Source organism: Brachybacterium aquaticum (assembly GCF_014204755.1).
GTDB lineage: Bacteria > Actinomycetota > Actinomycetes > Actinomycetales > Dermabacteraceae > Brachybacterium > Brachybacterium aquaticum.
Map to the genome: position 1 here is coordinate 1013000 of NZ_JACHLZ010000001.1, position 15745 is coordinate 1028744.

12 protein-coding genes and 1 tRNA gene are annotated in these 15745 nt (G+C 72.3%); 5 read left to right on the forward strand and 8 right to left on the reverse strand.

The window, feature by feature from the left end:
* Positions 1–30: 30 nt before the first annotated feature.
* On the reverse strand, positions 31–1356 hold the full coding sequence (aroA, locus tag HNR70_RS04535) for a 3-phosphoshikimate 1-carboxyvinyltransferase (protein WP_184324603.1): 1326 nt from the start codon (positions 1354–1356) through the stop codon (positions 31–33).
* A gap of 5 nt (positions 1357–1361) precedes the next feature.
* Positions 1362–1940: a hypothetical protein gene (locus tag HNR70_RS04540; protein ID WP_184324604.1), complete on the reverse strand. Its 579-nt coding sequence runs from the start codon at positions 1938–1940 to the stop codon at positions 1362–1364.
* Positions 1941–2224: 284 nt separating this feature from the next.
* On the opposite strand from HNR70_RS04540, the gene HNR70_RS04545 reads away from it, so the two are divergent.
* Positions 2225–2926, forward strand: coding sequence for a sigma-70 family RNA polymerase sigma factor (locus HNR70_RS04545; protein ID WP_184324605.1), 702 nt, complete (start codon positions 2225–2227; stop codon positions 2924–2926).
* Positions 2923–3249 carry a mycothiol system anti-sigma-R factor gene (rsrA, locus tag HNR70_RS04550; RefSeq protein ID WP_184324606.1) on the forward strand — a complete coding sequence of 109 codons (327 nt, stop codon included), beginning with the start codon at positions 2923–2925 and terminating at the stop codon, positions 3247–3249. Before HNR70_RS04545 ends, rsrA begins: the two co-directional genes overlap by 4 nt.
* 117 nt (positions 3250–3366) lie before the next feature.
* Here rsrA and HNR70_RS16480 read toward each other — a convergent pair whose 3' ends face one another.
* The 5 genes from HNR70_RS16480 to HNR70_RS04570 form a co-directional block, all read right to left on the reverse strand.
* A complete protein-coding gene (locus tag HNR70_RS16480) occupies positions 3367–3441 on the reverse strand; it encodes a 50S ribosomal protein bL37 (protein WP_376768834.1) in 75 nt (24 codons plus the stop codon).
* A 192-nt stretch (positions 3442–3633) separates the two neighbouring features.
* On the reverse strand, positions 3634–4278 hold the full coding sequence (locus HNR70_RS04555; protein WP_184324607.1) for a GDSL-type esterase/lipase family protein: 645 nt from the start codon (positions 4276–4278) through the stop codon (positions 3634–3636).
* A 117-nt stretch (positions 4279–4395) separates the two neighbouring features.
* Complete coding sequence (locus HNR70_RS04560) at positions 4396–8349, reverse strand: multifunctional oxoglutarate decarboxylase/oxoglutarate dehydrogenase thiamine pyrophosphate-binding subunit/dihydrolipoyllysine-residue succinyltransferase subunit (RefSeq protein ID WP_184324608.1); 3954 nt, start codon at positions 8347–8349, stop codon at positions 4396–4398.
* Between the two features lie 123 nt (positions 8350–8472).
* The gene (locus HNR70_RS04565; RefSeq protein WP_184326543.1) at positions 8473–9507 is read right to left on the reverse strand and encodes a HAMP domain-containing sensor histidine kinase; all 1035 of its coding nucleotides are present in this window, start codon (positions 9505–9507) and stop codon (positions 8473–8475) included.
* A 104-nt stretch (positions 9508–9611) separates the two neighbouring features.
* On the reverse strand, positions 9612–10475 hold the full coding sequence (locus HNR70_RS04570; protein ID WP_184324609.1) for a response regulator transcription factor: 864 nt from the start codon (positions 10473–10475) through the stop codon (positions 9612–9614).
* A gap of 478 nt (positions 10476–10953) precedes the next feature.
* Here HNR70_RS04570 and HNR70_RS16185 point away from each other — a divergent pair, with 478 nt between their 5' ends.
* From HNR70_RS16185 to HNR70_RS04585, 3 genes are all read left to right on the forward strand, one after another.
* Positions 10954–11847 carry a M23 family metallopeptidase gene (locus tag HNR70_RS16185; protein WP_312857562.1) on the forward strand — a complete coding sequence of 298 codons (894 nt, stop codon included), beginning with the start codon at positions 10954–10956 and terminating at the stop codon, positions 11845–11847.
* A 41-nt stretch (positions 11848–11888) separates the two neighbouring features.
* On the forward strand, positions 11889–12962 hold the full coding sequence (tsaD, locus tag HNR70_RS04580) for a tRNA (adenosine(37)-N6)-threonylcarbamoyltransferase complex transferase subunit TsaD (protein WP_184324610.1): 1074 nt from the start codon (positions 11889–11891) through the stop codon (positions 12960–12962).
* A gap of 78 nt (positions 12963–13040) precedes the next feature.
* Positions 13041–13113 (forward strand) — tRNA-Arg (locus tag HNR70_RS04585).
* Positions 13114–13162: 49 nt separating this feature from the next.
* Here HNR70_RS04585 and HNR70_RS04590 read toward each other — a convergent pair.
* Positions 13163–15445 carry a bifunctional alpha,alpha-trehalose-phosphate synthase (UDP-forming)/trehalose-phosphatase gene (locus tag HNR70_RS04590; protein ID WP_184324611.1) on the reverse strand — a complete coding sequence of 761 codons (2283 nt, stop codon included), beginning with the start codon at positions 15443–15445 and terminating at the stop codon, positions 13163–13165.
* Between the last annotated feature and the right edge of the window lie 300 nt (positions 15446–15745).

The window sequence follows — 15745 nt, forward strand, 5'->3', positions numbered from 1 at the left end:
TGCGCTGCCCGCCTCACGGGTGCTCCCGCCTCACTCCTCGTCCTCCGCGGGCTCGGGGTGCAGCATCGACAGCCACATCCCCACGAAGTCCGGCAGGGTCTTCTGGGTGGTGCCGATGTCGACCACCTGCACACCCGGCACCTGCAGGCCGATGATCGCGCCGGCGGTGGCCATGCGGTGGTCCTCGTAGCTCTCGAAGACCGCGCCGTGCAGCTGCTCGGGGCGGATCTCGAGCCCGTCGGCCAGCTCCTCGGTCGGGGCGCCGATCTTCGTCAGCTCGGTCGCCAGCGCCTTCAGCCGGTCCGTCTCGTGGCCGCGCAGGTGCGCGACCCCGGTCAGGCGCGAGGGCGAGTCCGCGAGGGCGCACAGCGCCGCGATGGTGGGGACCAGCTCGCCGACCTCGGACATGTCCGCGTTGATCCCTCGGATCGTCCCGGTGCCGCGCACGCACACGGAGTCGTCCTCCCGCCACACCTCGGCACCCATCCGGGCGAGCAGGTCGCGGTAGGCGTCACCGGGCTGGGTGGTGGTCTCGGGCCAGTCGTCCACGGCGATGGTGCCGGAGGTGACCATGGCGGCGGCGAGGAACGGGCCGGCGTTGGACAGGTCCGGCTCGACGACGACCTCGAGCGGGCGGATGGGGCCGGCCTTCACCCGCCAGCTGTGCCGTCCCTGGTCATCGAGCTGGTGGGACGCCTCGACGCCCGCCTGGCGGAGGGTCTCGAGGGTCATCTCGATGTGCGGCAGGGAGGGGAGGGTCTCCCCGACGTGCACGAGCTCCAGGTCCTGCTCGGCGCGCGGCGCGACCAGCAGGACGTTGGAGACGAACTGGCTGGAGGCCGAGGCGTCGATCTCGATCCGGCCCCCGGGCAGGCGCCCGGTGCCGTGCACCGTGAGCGGCAGCCTGCCCGGCTCGCCGTGCTCGGTGACCTCCACGCCCTGCTGGCGCAGCGCGTCGATGACCGCGTCCATCGGACGCAGCAGTGCGGCGTCATCGCCGGTGAAGTGCACGTCGCCGTGGTGGAGCGCGGCGAGGATCGGCACGAAGCGCATCACCGTGCCGGCCAGGCCCGTGTGGATCTCGACCGGCTCGGCGGGATGCTCGCAGGGCGGCGGCACGGGGGTCACGTGCAGCACCCCGTCGCGGGCCTCGAGCGCCGCGCCGAGCCGCTCGAGCGCGTCACGCATCAGGCGGGTGTCGCGGGAGACGAGCGCGCCGCGCAGAGAGGACGGCTCGGACGCGGCGGCGGCCAGCAGCATCCAGCGGGCGGTGAGGGACTTCGAGCCGGGAACGCGCACCAGGGCGTCGACCGGCTGGTCGGCGACCGGTGCGTTCCACAGCACCTCGGAGGACATCACGGTCAGGCGCGCTGGGCGTCGAGCTGCTTCTGGACCTGCTTCTGCGCGGAGTCGATCGAGTCCTTGGCCTTCTTCTCGAGCTTGCCGGCCTTCTTCTCCAGCTCGCGCTGCTTGGCGGCGGCGTTCTTCTGGCTGCGCTCGATGAACTTGTTGGCGCGGTAGCCGAGCGAGGGGCGGCCGTCGTGGTCGACGACGGCCAGCAGCACGCCGCCGAGGAGGCCGGCGTCGGTGAGGATCGCCTGCGCCTCGTTCATCAGCTCCTCGCCGCGCAGCTCCCAGATCTTCTTGCGACCGGCCCAGCCGACGGAGGTGGTGGCGAGCAGCGCGACGGCCGCGGCGCGCGGCGCGCGGTTCGTGGCGTACAGGAACCCGGCGCCGGCGGCGGCGACGCCCGTGGCGCGGATCAGGGTGCGGGCGTCCACGAATCCGGGCGCGGAGGTCTTGGCCAGCGCGGCGTCGGCGGCATCGAAGGCCTGCGGGTAGACGTCGATCTCCCGCTCCGGGTGCAGTGCGGTGCGCACGCCCTCGAAGATGAAGGGGGCGGCGAGCAGGGGTCGTGCGATCCGACGGACCAGGGCCATGGTGTCCTCACGTTCTTGAGCGGGTGTCGACAGGTCCGGTGACGGCCGTGTCGGCCAGGTCACCGGGGTCCAGACTACAGCCGGGGGAACAAGCTCCGTGCCGATCGCGTTGCACCGGGAGGCGCCACCTCTTCCCCAGGTGATCCCTGCGGGAGGACGGCGCCGAGGAACGATCCGACAAGACGCCGGCGGGAGCCGGAGAGGGAGCAGGCATGGCCGGTTGCACCACGGCGCCCGTGCTGGAGCGCGCTCCTGCGCACCCGCGTGGCGTAGGTTTGAGGGCGATGACGCAGACAGATCCCACCCCCGGCCATGACAGCGGCCTGCCCGAGACCGGCCTGCCCGGCACCGGGCAGGGCGTCGACGCCGCGGACTTCGACTTCGAGGCCGAGGCGCTCTCGCACCTGGACTCCCTCTACGGCGGCGCGCTGCGGATGACCCGCAACCCGCACGACGCCGAGGACCTGGTGCAGGACACCTTCGTCAAGGCCTTCCGCGCCCAGGACCGCTTCACCCCCGGCACGAACATGCGGGCGTGGCTGTACCGCATCATGACCAACAGCTACATCTCGACCTATCGCAAGAAGCAGCGCCGCCCCAAGGAGTCCTGGACCGACACGGTCGAGGACTGGCAGCTCGCGGAGGTCTCCAGCCACTCCAGCACCGGCCTGCGCTCGGCGGAGACCGAGGCGCTGGACCACCTGCCCGATTCGGCCGTGAAGGACGCGCTCGGGGAGCTGCGCGAGGACTACCGCATGGCGGTGTACCTCGCGGACGTGGAGGGCTTCGCCTACAAGGAGATCGCGGAGATCATGGACACGCCGATCGGCACCGTGATGTCCCGCCTGCACCGGGGACGCCGGCAGCTGCGCGAGAAGCTCTCCGACTATGCCCACCGCACGGGCTACCTGCGTGCGGATCCCGCGGCGGAGGACCCCGCCGACACGACCAGCACCGGCCCCGAGGACCGGGAGGATGAACGATGACCAAGAACGACGACAGCGGACGCGATCTGCGCTACGGCCTCGAGGAGGCGGTGGACGGCGAGCTGCCGCGTGAGATGGTGGAGCGGATGCGCCGCCACACCGACGACTGCCCCGAGTGCGCCCACGAGTGGGAGCTGGTGCAGCGGGTCAAGGAGCTGGTGCGCCGCAGCTGCGCGGATCGCGCCCCCTCGGACCTGCGCGAGCGCATCGCGGTCCAGTGCCGCACCGTGTCGGTGACGACCACGTCGACCACCACCTCGGCCGACGGGACCGTGCGCTACTCGCGCACCACGACCACGCGCCGCACCTTTCCCGGCGCCTGAGCCCGGACTCCCCGGCCCGGGCACCGTCCCGGCGCCGACGTCCGGACCCGGACATGACGAAGGGCCGCTCCCGCGCGGGAGGGGCCCTTCGTCATGTCGCACTCGGCGACGTCACGGTCAGCTGTTGGGGCGCTTACCGTGATTCGCGCCGTTCTTGCGGCGGGACTTGCGCTTGCGTCCTCGCTTGCTCATCACGCTCTCCTTCCTTCGCCCGGATGACCCATAGATCATGCCACATCCGCCGGGGCGCCCGGGACGCGCCGACGGGGGTCGCGGCCCGCTGAGGCCGAGGTCACCCTGCGAGGTGCCAGCGCGTGGTCACCCCGACTGGTCATCCTCCGCGGTGCCGGTGCCGGTGCCGGTGCCCGGCTCCGCGCCGGACGCTCAGGAGGACGTGCCCAGCCAGCTGCCGAAGCCGCCGTGCAGCACCAGCCAGGCGATGAGGCCGTAGCCGGTCTGCCCCGGATGGTCGCCGGGGGAGTGCGCGATGTCGCTCTCCCACTGGTCGTGGCCGGTCAGGCCGCGCACCGTGTCGACATAGGGGATGCGGCGGCGGGCGCACACGTCCTCGAAGGCGCTGGACAGCTCGCGTACCGCGGCGGTGGTGCCGGGGTCACGGCTCGGCGCGGGGCCCACCACGAAGGCGGGGATGCGCAGGCGCTCGAGGCCGTCGAGGATCTTGGCGAGGTTCAGGCGCGAGCGGGCGAGCGACACCCCGGCCTCGATGTCGGCGCGGCCGAGTCCCAGGACCACGCGGTGGTCGATGGAGCCGTCGGCCCGTCCCTCGTCGGAGAAGCGGCGCTTGACGTCCTCGTCCCACCGGTCGGCGAGCTCGGCGGAGGTCTCGCCCGGCAGGGCGGCGGAGAACACGTCGATGCGGGCGTCGGCCCCCTGCTCGCTGGCGACCGCGCGGCCGAGCCAGCCCAGCGCCCGGGCGTCGCCGACGCCGGCGAGGAGCTCGTCGCCGAGCGCGATGATCCGGATCCGGGCACCCGGATCGGGGACGGGCGAAGTGGGCACGGTCTGCACCGGGACCTCCTGGAAGGGGACGGGGTCGGTCAACTCTAACGGGGGCGCGGCCCGCGGGCGAACCCGGGGCCGCGCACGCTGCCGCGGGCCGCGACGCATCGCGGCCCGCGGCGCGGATCAGGACTCGAAGGCCCGCGCGAGCAGGTCCTCCTGCTCCTGCTTGTGGGTGGAGTTCGAGCCGGTGGCGGGGGAGGCGGAGGCCGGACGGGCGACCACGCGCAGCGTGCGACCCACCTCGACGGCGAAGTTCATCGCCATGTAGCTCCATGCGCCCTGGTTCTTCGGCTCCTCCTGGACCCAGGTGAGGGTCGCGTCGGGGTAGGAGTCCAGGACCGCGTGCAGCTGCTCGGCGGGCAGCGGGTACAGCTGCTCCACACGGACGATCGCGGTGTCGGTCGCACCGAGCTTCTCGCGCCGCGCCACCAGGTCCCAGTACACCTTGCCGGAGGCCAGCAGCACGCGGCGCACGTTCCCGGGCTCGACGGTGGTGTCGGTCAGGACCGGCTCGAAGGTGCCGGAGGTGAAGTCCTCGACACCGCTGACGGCGGCCTTGTTGCGCAGCATCGACTTCGGGGTGAAGACGATCAGCGGCTTCTTCGGCTCGGTGAGCGCCTGCTTGCGCAGCAGGTGGAAATAGCTCGCCGGGGTCGACGGGGCCGCGACGCGCATGTTGTCCTCGGCGCACAGCTGGAGGAAGCGCTCGATGCGGGCGGAGGAGTGGTCCGGGCCCTGGCCCTCGTAGCCGTGCGGCAGCAGCAGCACCACACCGGAGTTCTGGCCCCACTTCTGCTCGGAGGCGGAGATGAACTCGTCGATGATCGTCTGGGCGCCGTTGACGAAGTCGCCGAACTGCGCCTCCCACAGCACCAGCGAGCGGGGGCTCTCCACGGAGTAGCCGTACTCGTAGCCGAGCGCGGCGAACTCCGAGAGGGAGGAGTCGTACACGTTGAAGCGCGCCTGGTCCTCGGTGAGGTAGGACAGCGGGGTCCAGGTGTCGCCGTTCTCGTGGTCGATGAGCACCGCGTGGCGCTGCACGAAGGTGCCGCGGCGCGAGTCCTGACCGGCCAGGCGCACGCGATGGCCCTGCATGAGCAGGGAGCCGAAGGCGAGCAGCTCGCCGTAGGCCCAGTCGATCCCGCCCTCGGAGGACATCCGGGTGCGCTTCTCCAGCAGGGCGCGCAGCTTCGGGTGCACGGTGAACGAGTCCGGGACCTCGGAGTGGGCCTCGCCGATGCGCGCGAGCACGGAGGCGTCCACCGCGGTCTCGGCGGTCGCGGGACCGGAGTCCCCGCGCTGCGAGGCGGGCAGCTCCAGGCCCTGCACGCTGCGCGCGGAGTCCTCGGAGCCGGGGGTGTCATTGCGGGTGGAGGCGAAGGCCTGGTCCAGGTGCTCCTGGAAGTTGCGCACCAGGCCCTCGGTCTCCTCCTCGGTCAGGTCCCCGCGCTCGATGAGCGTCTCCATGTAGAGCTTGCGGGTGGAGGACTTCTCGCCGATGAGCTTGTACATCTCCGGCTGGGTCATCGAGGGGTCGTCGCCCTCGTTGTGGCCGCGGCGGCGGTAGCAGACCATGTCGATGACCACGTCGCGATGGAACTTCTGGCGGAACTCGAAGGCGATCTCCGCGACGCGCACGCACGCCTCGGGATCGTCGCCGTTGACGTGGAAGATCGGCAGCTGCGTGGACTTGGCGACGTCGGTCGAGTAGTACGACGAGCGCGAGGAGTCCGGCAGGGTCGTGAACCCGATCTGGTTGTTGATGATCACGTGGATCGTGCCGCCGGTGCGGTAGCCGCGCAGCTCGGAGAGGTTCAGGGTCTCGGTGACCACGCCCTGGCCGGCGAAAGCCGCATCGCCGTGTACGAGCACGGGCAGCACCGGGAACTCCTCGGGCTGCTCGAGGCGGTCCTGCTTGGCGCGCACGATGCCCTCGAGCACCGGGTTCACGGCCTCGAGATGGGAGGGGTTCGCGGCGAGGTAGACCTTGGTCGACTTCCCGTCGTGCGAGGTGTAGGTGCCCTCGGTGCCCAGGTGGTACTTCACGTCGCCCGAGCCGAGCTTCTGGCCGTAGTTGCCCTCGAACTCCTGGAAGATCTGGCCGTAGCTCTTGCCCGCGAGGTTGGAGAGCACGTTGAGGCGGCCGCGGTGCGACATGCCGATCGCGACCTCGTCCAGGCCCTGCTGCGCGGCGCCGTGCAGCACGGCGTCGAGCATCGGGATCACGGACTCGCCGCCCTCGAGGGAGAAGCGCTTCTGGCCCACGAACTTGGTCTGAAGGAAGGTCTCGAACGCCTCGGCGGCGTTGAGGCGATCCATGATGTGGGTCAGTTCGGCCTTGTCGAAGGGACGGCGCGGCGTCTCCATCTTCTGCTGGATCCAGGCCCGCTCCTGCGGGTCGGTGATGTGCATGTACTCCACGCCGATGGTGCGGCAGTACGCCTCGCGCAGCACGCCGAGGATGTCGCGCAGGGTCGCCTGGTCCTTGCCGCCCAGCCCACGGGTGGGGAAGGTGCGGTCCAGGTCCCACAGGGTCAGGCCGTAGGTCTCCACGTCCAGGTCCGGGTGGTTGCGCACCTTGTACTGCAGCGGATCGGTGTCCGCCATGAGGTGGCCGCGCACGCGGAAGGAGTGGATCAGGTCCATGACGCGCGCGAGGCGCTCGGACTTGGAGTGCTTGAAGGGGTTGTCCGCGACCCAGCGCACGGGCTGGTAGGGCAGGCGCAGCGAGGCGAAGACGCGGTCGTAGAACCCGTCGGTGCCCAGCAGCTTGTCCGCCATGCGCTTGAGGAACTCGCCCGAGGCGGCGCCCTGGATGATGCGGTGGTCGTAGGTCGAGGTCAGGGTCATGACCTTCGAGATCGCGAGTTCCGCGAGGGTGGCGGGGCTCGCGCCCTGGAACTGCGCGGGGTAGTCCATCGCGCCGACGCCCACGATCACGCCCTGGCCCTTCATGAGGCGGGGGATCGAGTGGACGGTGCCGATGCCGCCGGGGTTGGTCAGCGACACGGTGGTGCCGGTGAAGTCGTCCATCGTCAGCTTGCCGGCGCGGGCCTTCCTGACGACCTCCTCGTAGGCCTTCCAGAAGCCGCGGAAGTCGAAGCGCTGGGCCGCCTTGATGTTCGGCACTACCAGGCCGCGCGAGCCGTCCGGGCGCGGCATGTCGATGGCGAGGCCGAAGTTCACGTCCTCGCGCTGGAGCAGGACGGGCTTGCCCTTCTCGTCGACGTCGAAGCCGTTGTTCATGTCGGTGATCTCGGTGATCGCCTCGATCATCGCCCAGCCGATGAGGTGGGTGAAGGACACCTTGCCTGCGCGGTGGCGCTTGAGGTGGTTGTTGATGACGATGCGGTTGTCGAAGAGCAGCTTGACCGGCACGTCGCGCACCGAGGTCGCGGTGGGCACCTCGAGGGACTCGCCCATGTTGCGCACAACGGCGGCGGCGGGGCCGCGCAGCTTGACGACCTCCGGCTCGCGCAGCTCGACCACGGGGATCTGCGCGGTGGTGGTGGGGACCTTCTCGGGGCGGTCCGACGTGGTGGAGACGGCCGGCTTCGAGGCCTTCTTCGCGGGGGCGTCGTTCACGACAGGGGATTCCTTCGGGGAGGAGGCGGGCGCCTTCGGCGCGCCCGCGGAGGAGGACGGGGAGGAGTTCGTGGGGGCCTCGGCCTTCGGGGCCTCGGTCGCGGCGGGCTCGGTCGTCGCGGGCTCGGCCGACGGGGCGTCGGCCGACGGGGACTTCGCAGGTGCGGCCGACGAGGCCGTCGCGGGGGAGGAGCCCTCTGCCGACGGCGCCGCCTCGTCGGCGGTCGCCGTGCTCGCGGTCGCGGCGTCGGCATCGTCGCCGTCGGTCGCGGCCGCGGGAGCGGCGGTGTCGGAGGAGCTGTCGGCGGGAGCGGGGTCCGCCCCCGTCCCGGCGGGGGTCCCGGAGGTCACCGAGCTCGTGGCGGCGAAGTGCTCCGCCCAGCTGGGGTCGACGCTCGAGGGATCCTGCCGCCACTGCTCGCGGAGCGCGTCCACGAGCCACTGGTTGGGGCCGAACTCCGCGGAATCGGAGTCCTGTGTCTGCTGTGACACTCTGAGATCGCCAGCCTTCTCACAATCGAGAGATACGGATGGACCCAGCGTAACGGCACGCGCCGCTCGGCGTGGACCGCGGCGCAGGTCGTGGCGCAGCGCACGGGAGCGTGGTGGGGGACATCACGTCGTCGGCGGGGGGTCGGGCAGGACCACCCGGATGAGCGAGGAGCGGCCCTCGCGGGCGGTGTCGTCGCGGGGGTCGTCGAGCACCTCGATGGTCCCGCCGTGCAGCCCCACCGCCCAGCGGGCGATCGCGAGGCCGAGGCCGGTGCCGCCGGACGAGTCCGCGGCCCCTCCGCGCTGGAAGCGCTCGAAGACCCGTGAGCGGTCCTCCCAGGCGATGCCGGGACCCTCGTCGTGCACGTCCAGTCGCACGCCGTCGTCCCGGTCGGTGCGAGCGGCGGCGACGTGGATGCGGCCGCCGGCGGGGGAGTGGCGGGCGGCGTTCTGGAGCAGGTTGTGGATGACCTGGTGCAGTCGCGCGGCATCGGCGTCGACCACGAGGTCGGGCGGATCGACCTCGATGATCCAGCGCACGTCCCGGCCCCCGGAGGCCAGGGCCGCGGCGTCGACGACCTCGTGGAGGAAGGGGGTGAGCTCGACCTGCTCCAGGTCCAGCTCGACCACGCCGGCATCGAGTCGGGAGAGGTCCAGCAGATGGTCGACCAGTCGGGAGAGGCGCTCGGTCTCGTTCAGCGCCACCTCGAGCGCTGCGGGATCCGGCTCGGTGACCCCGTCCACGAGGTTCTCCAGCTGGGCGCGGAGCCCGGCGACCGGGGTGCGCAGCTCGTGGGACACGTTCGCGACGAGGTCGCGGCGCATCCGGTCGGTCTCCTCGAGCTCCGCGGCCATCACGGAGAACGCGGAGGCGAGCTGACCCACCTCGTCGCGGCTCGTGGCCCGCACCGGGGCGCTGTAGTCCCCGCGGGACATCGCCCGCGCGGCCGCGGTCATCTCCCGCAGCGGGGAGGTCATGCCGCGGGCCAGCAGCTGGGTGGAGAACAGCGCGGCGATCACGACCAGCGGCAGGGCGAGCAGCGGCTCGATCCCGGCGCGGATGCTCACCTGGGTGAGCAGCGCGGCGACGGTGACGCTGACGCCCACGAGGATCGCGAGCTTCACCTTGAAGGAGCGGAACCGGTCCAGCGGGCGCACGTCGAGCCGCTCGGGCACCCGGCGTCGCGCGCGGGGCGCCTCCTCGTCCCCCGAGCCCGCGCGCTGCGCGAGGTGCTCGGGGCCGCGATCTGCGACGGGGGAGGTCACGAGCCGGTGGTGGGCTCGTTCGGCGTGGGCATGGTGCGGATGTCCACGCCCGAGAGGTCCACTGTGTCGTTCAGCGCGGCACCCTCCCCACCGGCCGGCGCGACGTTCCCCCCGTCGATTCCGTCCTCGGGGTCCGGCGGGATCTCGAGCGCATAGCCCACGCCGTGGACGGTGCGCACCAGGTCCGCGCCGAGCTTGCGGCGCAGCGCCTTGACGTGCGAGTCCACCGTGCGGGTGCCGGTCGCATCCACCCAGTCCCACACGTCGGCCAGCAGCTGCTCGCGGGTGAGGACCGTGCCCGGGGCGTTGGCCAGGCACAGCAGCAGGTCGAACTCGGTGGGGGTGAGGTGCGCGGGCACCCCGCCGCGCATGACCCGTCGGCCCGCCCGGTCGATGAGCAGGTCCCCGAACTGCAGGGCCTCCCGCTTCTCCGACTCGGTGGGCGCGGGCGCGCCGGTGCGCTGGACGCGCCGCAGGAGCGCCTTCAGCCGGGCCACGAGCTCGCGCATGGAGAAGGGCTTGGTCATGTAGTCGTCCGCACCGACCCCGAGGCCCACCAGCATGTCGGTCTCCTCGTCGCGGGCGGTGAGCATGAGGACGGGCACGGGGACGTCGGCCTGGATGCGCCGGCACACCTCCAGCCCGTCGAAGCCGGGGAGCATCACGTCCAGCACCACCACGTCCGGGCGCACCTCCTGGACGGTGCGCACTCCCGAGGGGCCGTCCAGTGCCGTGGAGACCTCCCAGCCCTCCGCGGCGAGGCGGTCGGCGATGGCGCGCGTGATCGTGGGCTCGTCCTCGATCACCACCACGCGCGCGGGTGCGGTGTCAGACGGTGCGGTCCGGTCCGGGGTCGACATGGGACTCACTGTAGACGCGCGCCCCTGAGGCGCTGCGGAGAAGCGCCCCACCGGTGTCACGGCTCCACCCGGTGTCACGGCTCCACCCGGTATCACTGCTCCACCCGGTGTCACTGCGCGCCCGCTGTCAGCGCCCCGCCCCGTGTCGCCGCCGTGCGTCGCCCCCGCGTCACAGCCCTGCGTCACAGCCCTGCGTCACAGCCCTGCGTCACAGCTCTGCGTCACAGCGGGAGCGCCCCCGGAGTGACGCACGCCCCCTGGAGGAGGCCCCCTCGTCAAGACCTCCTTACCTTTAGGCCATTCCGGCAAAAACTTGGCAATGAGCCCGCCGCAGGCCTCGTGCACCCGAATGACCTGCACCTACTGTGATCGACGTTGTTCCAGCGACGCGCCCTTCCCCTCCGACGTCGCACTCGTGCATCAGTGCGGGAACCCCGCACGGCCGAGCACTACGCAGATCCAGAGGAAGAGAGACGACGTGGCGAACCATCGCGCTACCGGACGCCCCGAGGTGCGCAAGCACCGCACCACCGGCGGCACCCACCGCGACGCGGCCCTGCCCGCGAGCGCCGTGAAGGTCGGTGTCCTCGGCGTCCTCGCGACCGCCACCATCGCCGCCCCGCTCGCCGCCGCCGCGGCCGGCGTGGACGAGAGCGCAGTCTCCTCCGAGACCGTCGCCCAGGCTGCCGCCCCCGCCGCCCCGATCGCTCAGCAGCAGGCCGCCGTTGCCATCGCGCCGGTCGCGATCCCCACCGCCAGCGAGGACTCCGCGGCCCCCGCCGCCGAGACCCGTGAGGCGAGCGCCGCGGCCGACCGCTCCGAGGAGCGCACCGCCCCGGCCGCCGAGGCGACCGCCACCGCCGACGAGAACACCGCCGACACCGGCATCGAGGTCTCGGTCCCCGAGCCCGAGCCCGTCGTCGCCGAGGCCGCGGCGACCGGCACCTCGTCGGCCGGCACCGCCGCCCCCGCCACCGCGAACGAGTCCGGGTACATCCGGCCCGTGGACGGGGTCATCACCTCCGGCTACGGCGGCCGCGTCCACCCCGTGCTCGGCTACTTCAAGGGCCATGACGGCGTGGACTTCGGCGCCGCCTGCGGCACCCCGGTCAAGGCCGTCAAGTCCGGCACCGTGGTCGCCGTCGAGTACCACAGCGCCTCCGGCAACCGCGTGAAGGTCGATCACGGCAACGGGGTCATCACCGGCTACTACCACCTCCAGGGCTTCAACACCTCGGTCGGCGCGACCGTCTCCCAGGGCGACGTGGTCGGCTACGTCGGCTCGACCGGCCGCTCCACCGGCTGCCACCTGCACTTCGCGACGATGGACGAGGCGGGCAACTACTCCAACCCGATGTCGATCCTGCGGTGAGCACCTCCTCGGTGAGCCCTTCCTCGGTGAGCCCTTCCTCGGTGAGCCCTTCCTCGGTTCGCACCTCCGGCGCCCCGGTGATCCTCGGGGTCGAGTCCTCCTGCGACGAGACCGGCTTCGGCATCGTCTCCGAGGGGGTCCTGCTCGGTCAGGGCCTCGCCTCCAGCGCCTCCCAGCACGCGATGTTCGGCGGGGTGGTCCCCGAGATCGCCGCCCGCGCGCACCTCGAGGCGGTCGTCCCCACCCTGCGCATCGCCCTGGACGACGCGGGTGTGGAGCTCGGCGACATCACCCACGTCGCCGCCACCTCCGGGCCGGGCCTGGCGACCGCGGTCCACGTGGGCCTCGCCGCCGCGAAGTCCATCGCCTGGTCGCTGGACAAGCCGCTGTACGGGGTGCATCACCTCGCCGGCCACGCCGCCGCGGACACCCTTGAGCACGGGCCCCTGCCCGAGCGCTCGATCGTGCTGATCGTCTCCGGCGGGCACACCTCGATCCTCGCCGTCGGCGACCTGGTCCGTGACCCGATCGAGCACCTCGGCGACACCCTCGACGACGCCGCGGGCGAGGCCTTCGACAAGGTCTCCCGCCTGCTCGGCCTCGGCTACCCGGGCGGTCCCGCGATCTCCCGCGCCGCCGTGGGCGGCGACCCCACGGCCTACTCGTTCCCGCGCGCCATGCTGCGCCCGGGCGATGCGCCCTACACCTTCTCCTTCTCGGGCCTGAAGACCTCCGTCGCCCGCACCGTCGAGACCCTCGAGCGCGCCGGCGAGCCGGTGCCCGTCGCCGACATCGCCGCCTCCTTCGAGCAGGCGGTCGTGGACGTGCTGGTCACCAAGGCGCTGCGCGCGGTGCAGGAGCGGGGCCTGGACACCCTCGTCATCGTCGGCGGCGTCGCCGCCAATGCGCGCCTGCGCGCCGTCGCCCAGGAGCGGTGCGACGCCGCCGGGGTCGAGCTGCGCGTCCCGCCGCCGCGGCTGTGCACCGACAACGGCGCCATGATCGCCGCCGTCGGCGACCTGCTGGTCCGCTCCGGCGCCGAGCCGAGCGGGCTCGGCATCGCCGCGGACCCGTCGGCCGTCCTCCACGGAGCCCAGCTGCCCCTGCTCCGCTGAGGGACCCCTCACACCTCGGGGCGCGTCCTGCGCGCACGGCTCGACGCCGGGCGAGAGGTTGCTAGACTTCCGAGGTCGGCCCGCGTAGCTCAGTGGATAGAGCGTCTGCCTCCGGAGCAGAAGGTCGTAGGTTCGAATCCTGTCGCGGGCACCGATGGCCGAAGGCGCGGCACCGCTTCCACGGTGCCGCGCCTTCTTCGTCATCCCCGCTGCTGCCGCAGGGCGAGGAGGCGCTGGAGCACCTCGCGCACCGCGTCGGTGTCGGCGATCCGCAGCCCGGCCGCGGTGTCCCCGCCGCCGACCTTCAGGGTCAGATCCCGCTCGCCGGCCTCGGCGAACACCGACTCGTCGGTGACGTCGTCGCCGAGGTACAGCCATGCATCCGCGGCGCTCGCCCGCGCCAGCGCGTCCACGGCCACACCCTTGGAGGTGTGCACCACCGAGAACTCGACGACCTCCTTGCCCGGGGTGACGGTGACGTCCGGCAGGGTCACCGCGTACTCGAGCGCGGACTCGGTGGCGTTGATGCCGCCGCGGCCGCGGGCGTTGCGGGTGTGGAGCACGGCGGCGGTGGGCTTGGTCTCCACCTCGGTGCCCGGATGGGCGCGGGAGATGCGGCGCAGGGTCGTGGTGATCGAGGCCAGCAGCTCCTCCTTCTCCGGCGTCATCGCCAGTGCCGACTGGTCCAGCACCTCGGCCTGCATCCACGGCGGCAGCGCGCCGACCTCCGCGCCGTGGGAGCCGACCAGCACCACCGAGCTCGGCATCCTGGTGTGGGCGTCGAGGTTCGCCAGCGCCCGTCCGGAGACCAGGGCGACGGCGATGCCGGGCATCTCGGCGAGCTCGCGCAGTGCGCCGAGCGCCTTCGAGTCGGGGTGCACGGCGTCGCGCTCGGAGACGATCGGGGCGAGCACCCCGTCGAAGTCCGAGGCGATCAGCAGCCGCGGCAGCTCCGCGAACTCCTGCAGCGCGCGATCGACGTCGGCCGCCTGGCTGGGCGCGTCGCCGGTCAGACGCACGACGGGCGCGGAGGACCCCTCCAGCCGGCCCGTCTGCTCGAGGCGCTCGAGGAAGTCGTGGGCCCAGTTCTGCACGTCGTTCTCCATCACCTGGTGGCGCAGGGAGCGCATCGCCTCCTCCTGCTCCTCGGCCGGCATCGCCAGCGCCCGCAGGATCGCGGACTTCAGCTCGTCGATGTCGTGGGGGTTCACGAGCACGGCGGCGCGCAGCTCGTCGGCGGCGCCGGCGAACTCGGACAGCACGAGCACGCCGCGCAGGTCGGGACGGGAGGCGACGTACTCCTTGGCCACGAGGTTCATGCCGTCGCGCAGCGCGGTCACGAGCACCACGTCCGCGGCCATGTACAGGGCGGTCATGTCGCGGCGGTCGAAGGAGTGGTGCTGGTAGGACACGGCCGGGCGGCCCAGCGGCGCGTGCTCGCCGTTGATGCGGCCGACGGTCAGCTCGACCTCGTCGCGCAGCTGCTTGTAGGCGTCCACGCGCTCGCGGGAGGGGGTGGCGACCTGGATCATCACCGTGTCGTGGGGGTCGATCAGCCCGTCGTCCAGCAGCTCGCCCCAGGCCTTCAGGCGGTGGCGGATCCCCTTGGTGTAGTCCAGGCGGTCCACGCCGAGCACGACTTTCTCCGGATCGCCGAGGTCGTGGCGCAGCTGCACCGCGCGCTCGCGGATCTGCGGGTCCTCGGCGAGGGCCGAGACGGCGGCGGAGTCGATGGAGATGGGGAAGGTGCGCACCTCGACCTCGCGCACCGGCGCGGCGCCGAGCCCCGGCACCGAGATCGTCATCCCCTCGACGTGGTAGCCGAGGAGCTTGCGCACCGCGGCGACGAAGTTCAGCGAGTCGCTCTCGCGCTGGAAGCCGAGCAGGTCCGCGCCCAGCAGTCCGCGCAGGATCGAGTTGCGCTTGGGCAGCTGGGAGAACAGCTCGACCGACGGGAAGGGGATGTGGTTGAAGAACCCGATCCGCACGTCGGTGCGCTTCTCCCGGATCATCAGCGGCACCAGCTGCAGCTGGTAGTCGTGCACCCACACGGTCCCGCCCGGCGCGGTGACGGGGGCGGCGGCCTCGGCGAAGCGGCGGTTCGCCCCGAGGTAGGCGTCCCACCAGGTGCGGTGGAACTCCGGGTCGACGATCACGTCGTGGTAGAGCGGCCACAGGGTCGCATTGGAGAAGCCCTCGTAGTAGCGCTCCACGTCCTGCTGGTCCAGGCGCACCGGGTACAGGCTCATCCCGTCGGCCTCGAAGGGCGCGGGCGGCTCGCCGGGGGCACCGGCCCATCCCACCCAGGCACCCGAGTCGACGGTGCGCATCACGGACTCCATCGCGGTGACGAGACCGCCGGGGCTGGTCACCCACTCGGTGGCACCGTCGGGCAGGGTGTGCGAGTCGACGGGCAGTCGGTTCGCGACCACCACCAGCTCATGGGTGGGGGAGGACGGATCGGGGGCGGAGGTGCTGGACACCGGGACTCCTTCGCGGGGTCGGACGGAGAGGCGGCGGGCAGCGCACGTCGGGCGGCCGCGGACGGCACCGGGCGGCTCCCGCGCCGACACCCCCGACCCTATCAAGTGCGATGGCTCACCCGGAGGGTCGCCCGGCCCGTCGGCCGCCGCCCGTGCCCCCGCGCCGACCGGGCCGACCAGCGCGCCTGCGACCAGGGACGACATCGGCCGACCGGGCGGAAGGCCGGCCGGGCCCGGCTCGTCCGCCGGGCGGACCGCGGTGCGGTCCCGGAGCCCGCCCGCCTACCCTTTCAGGGCGCC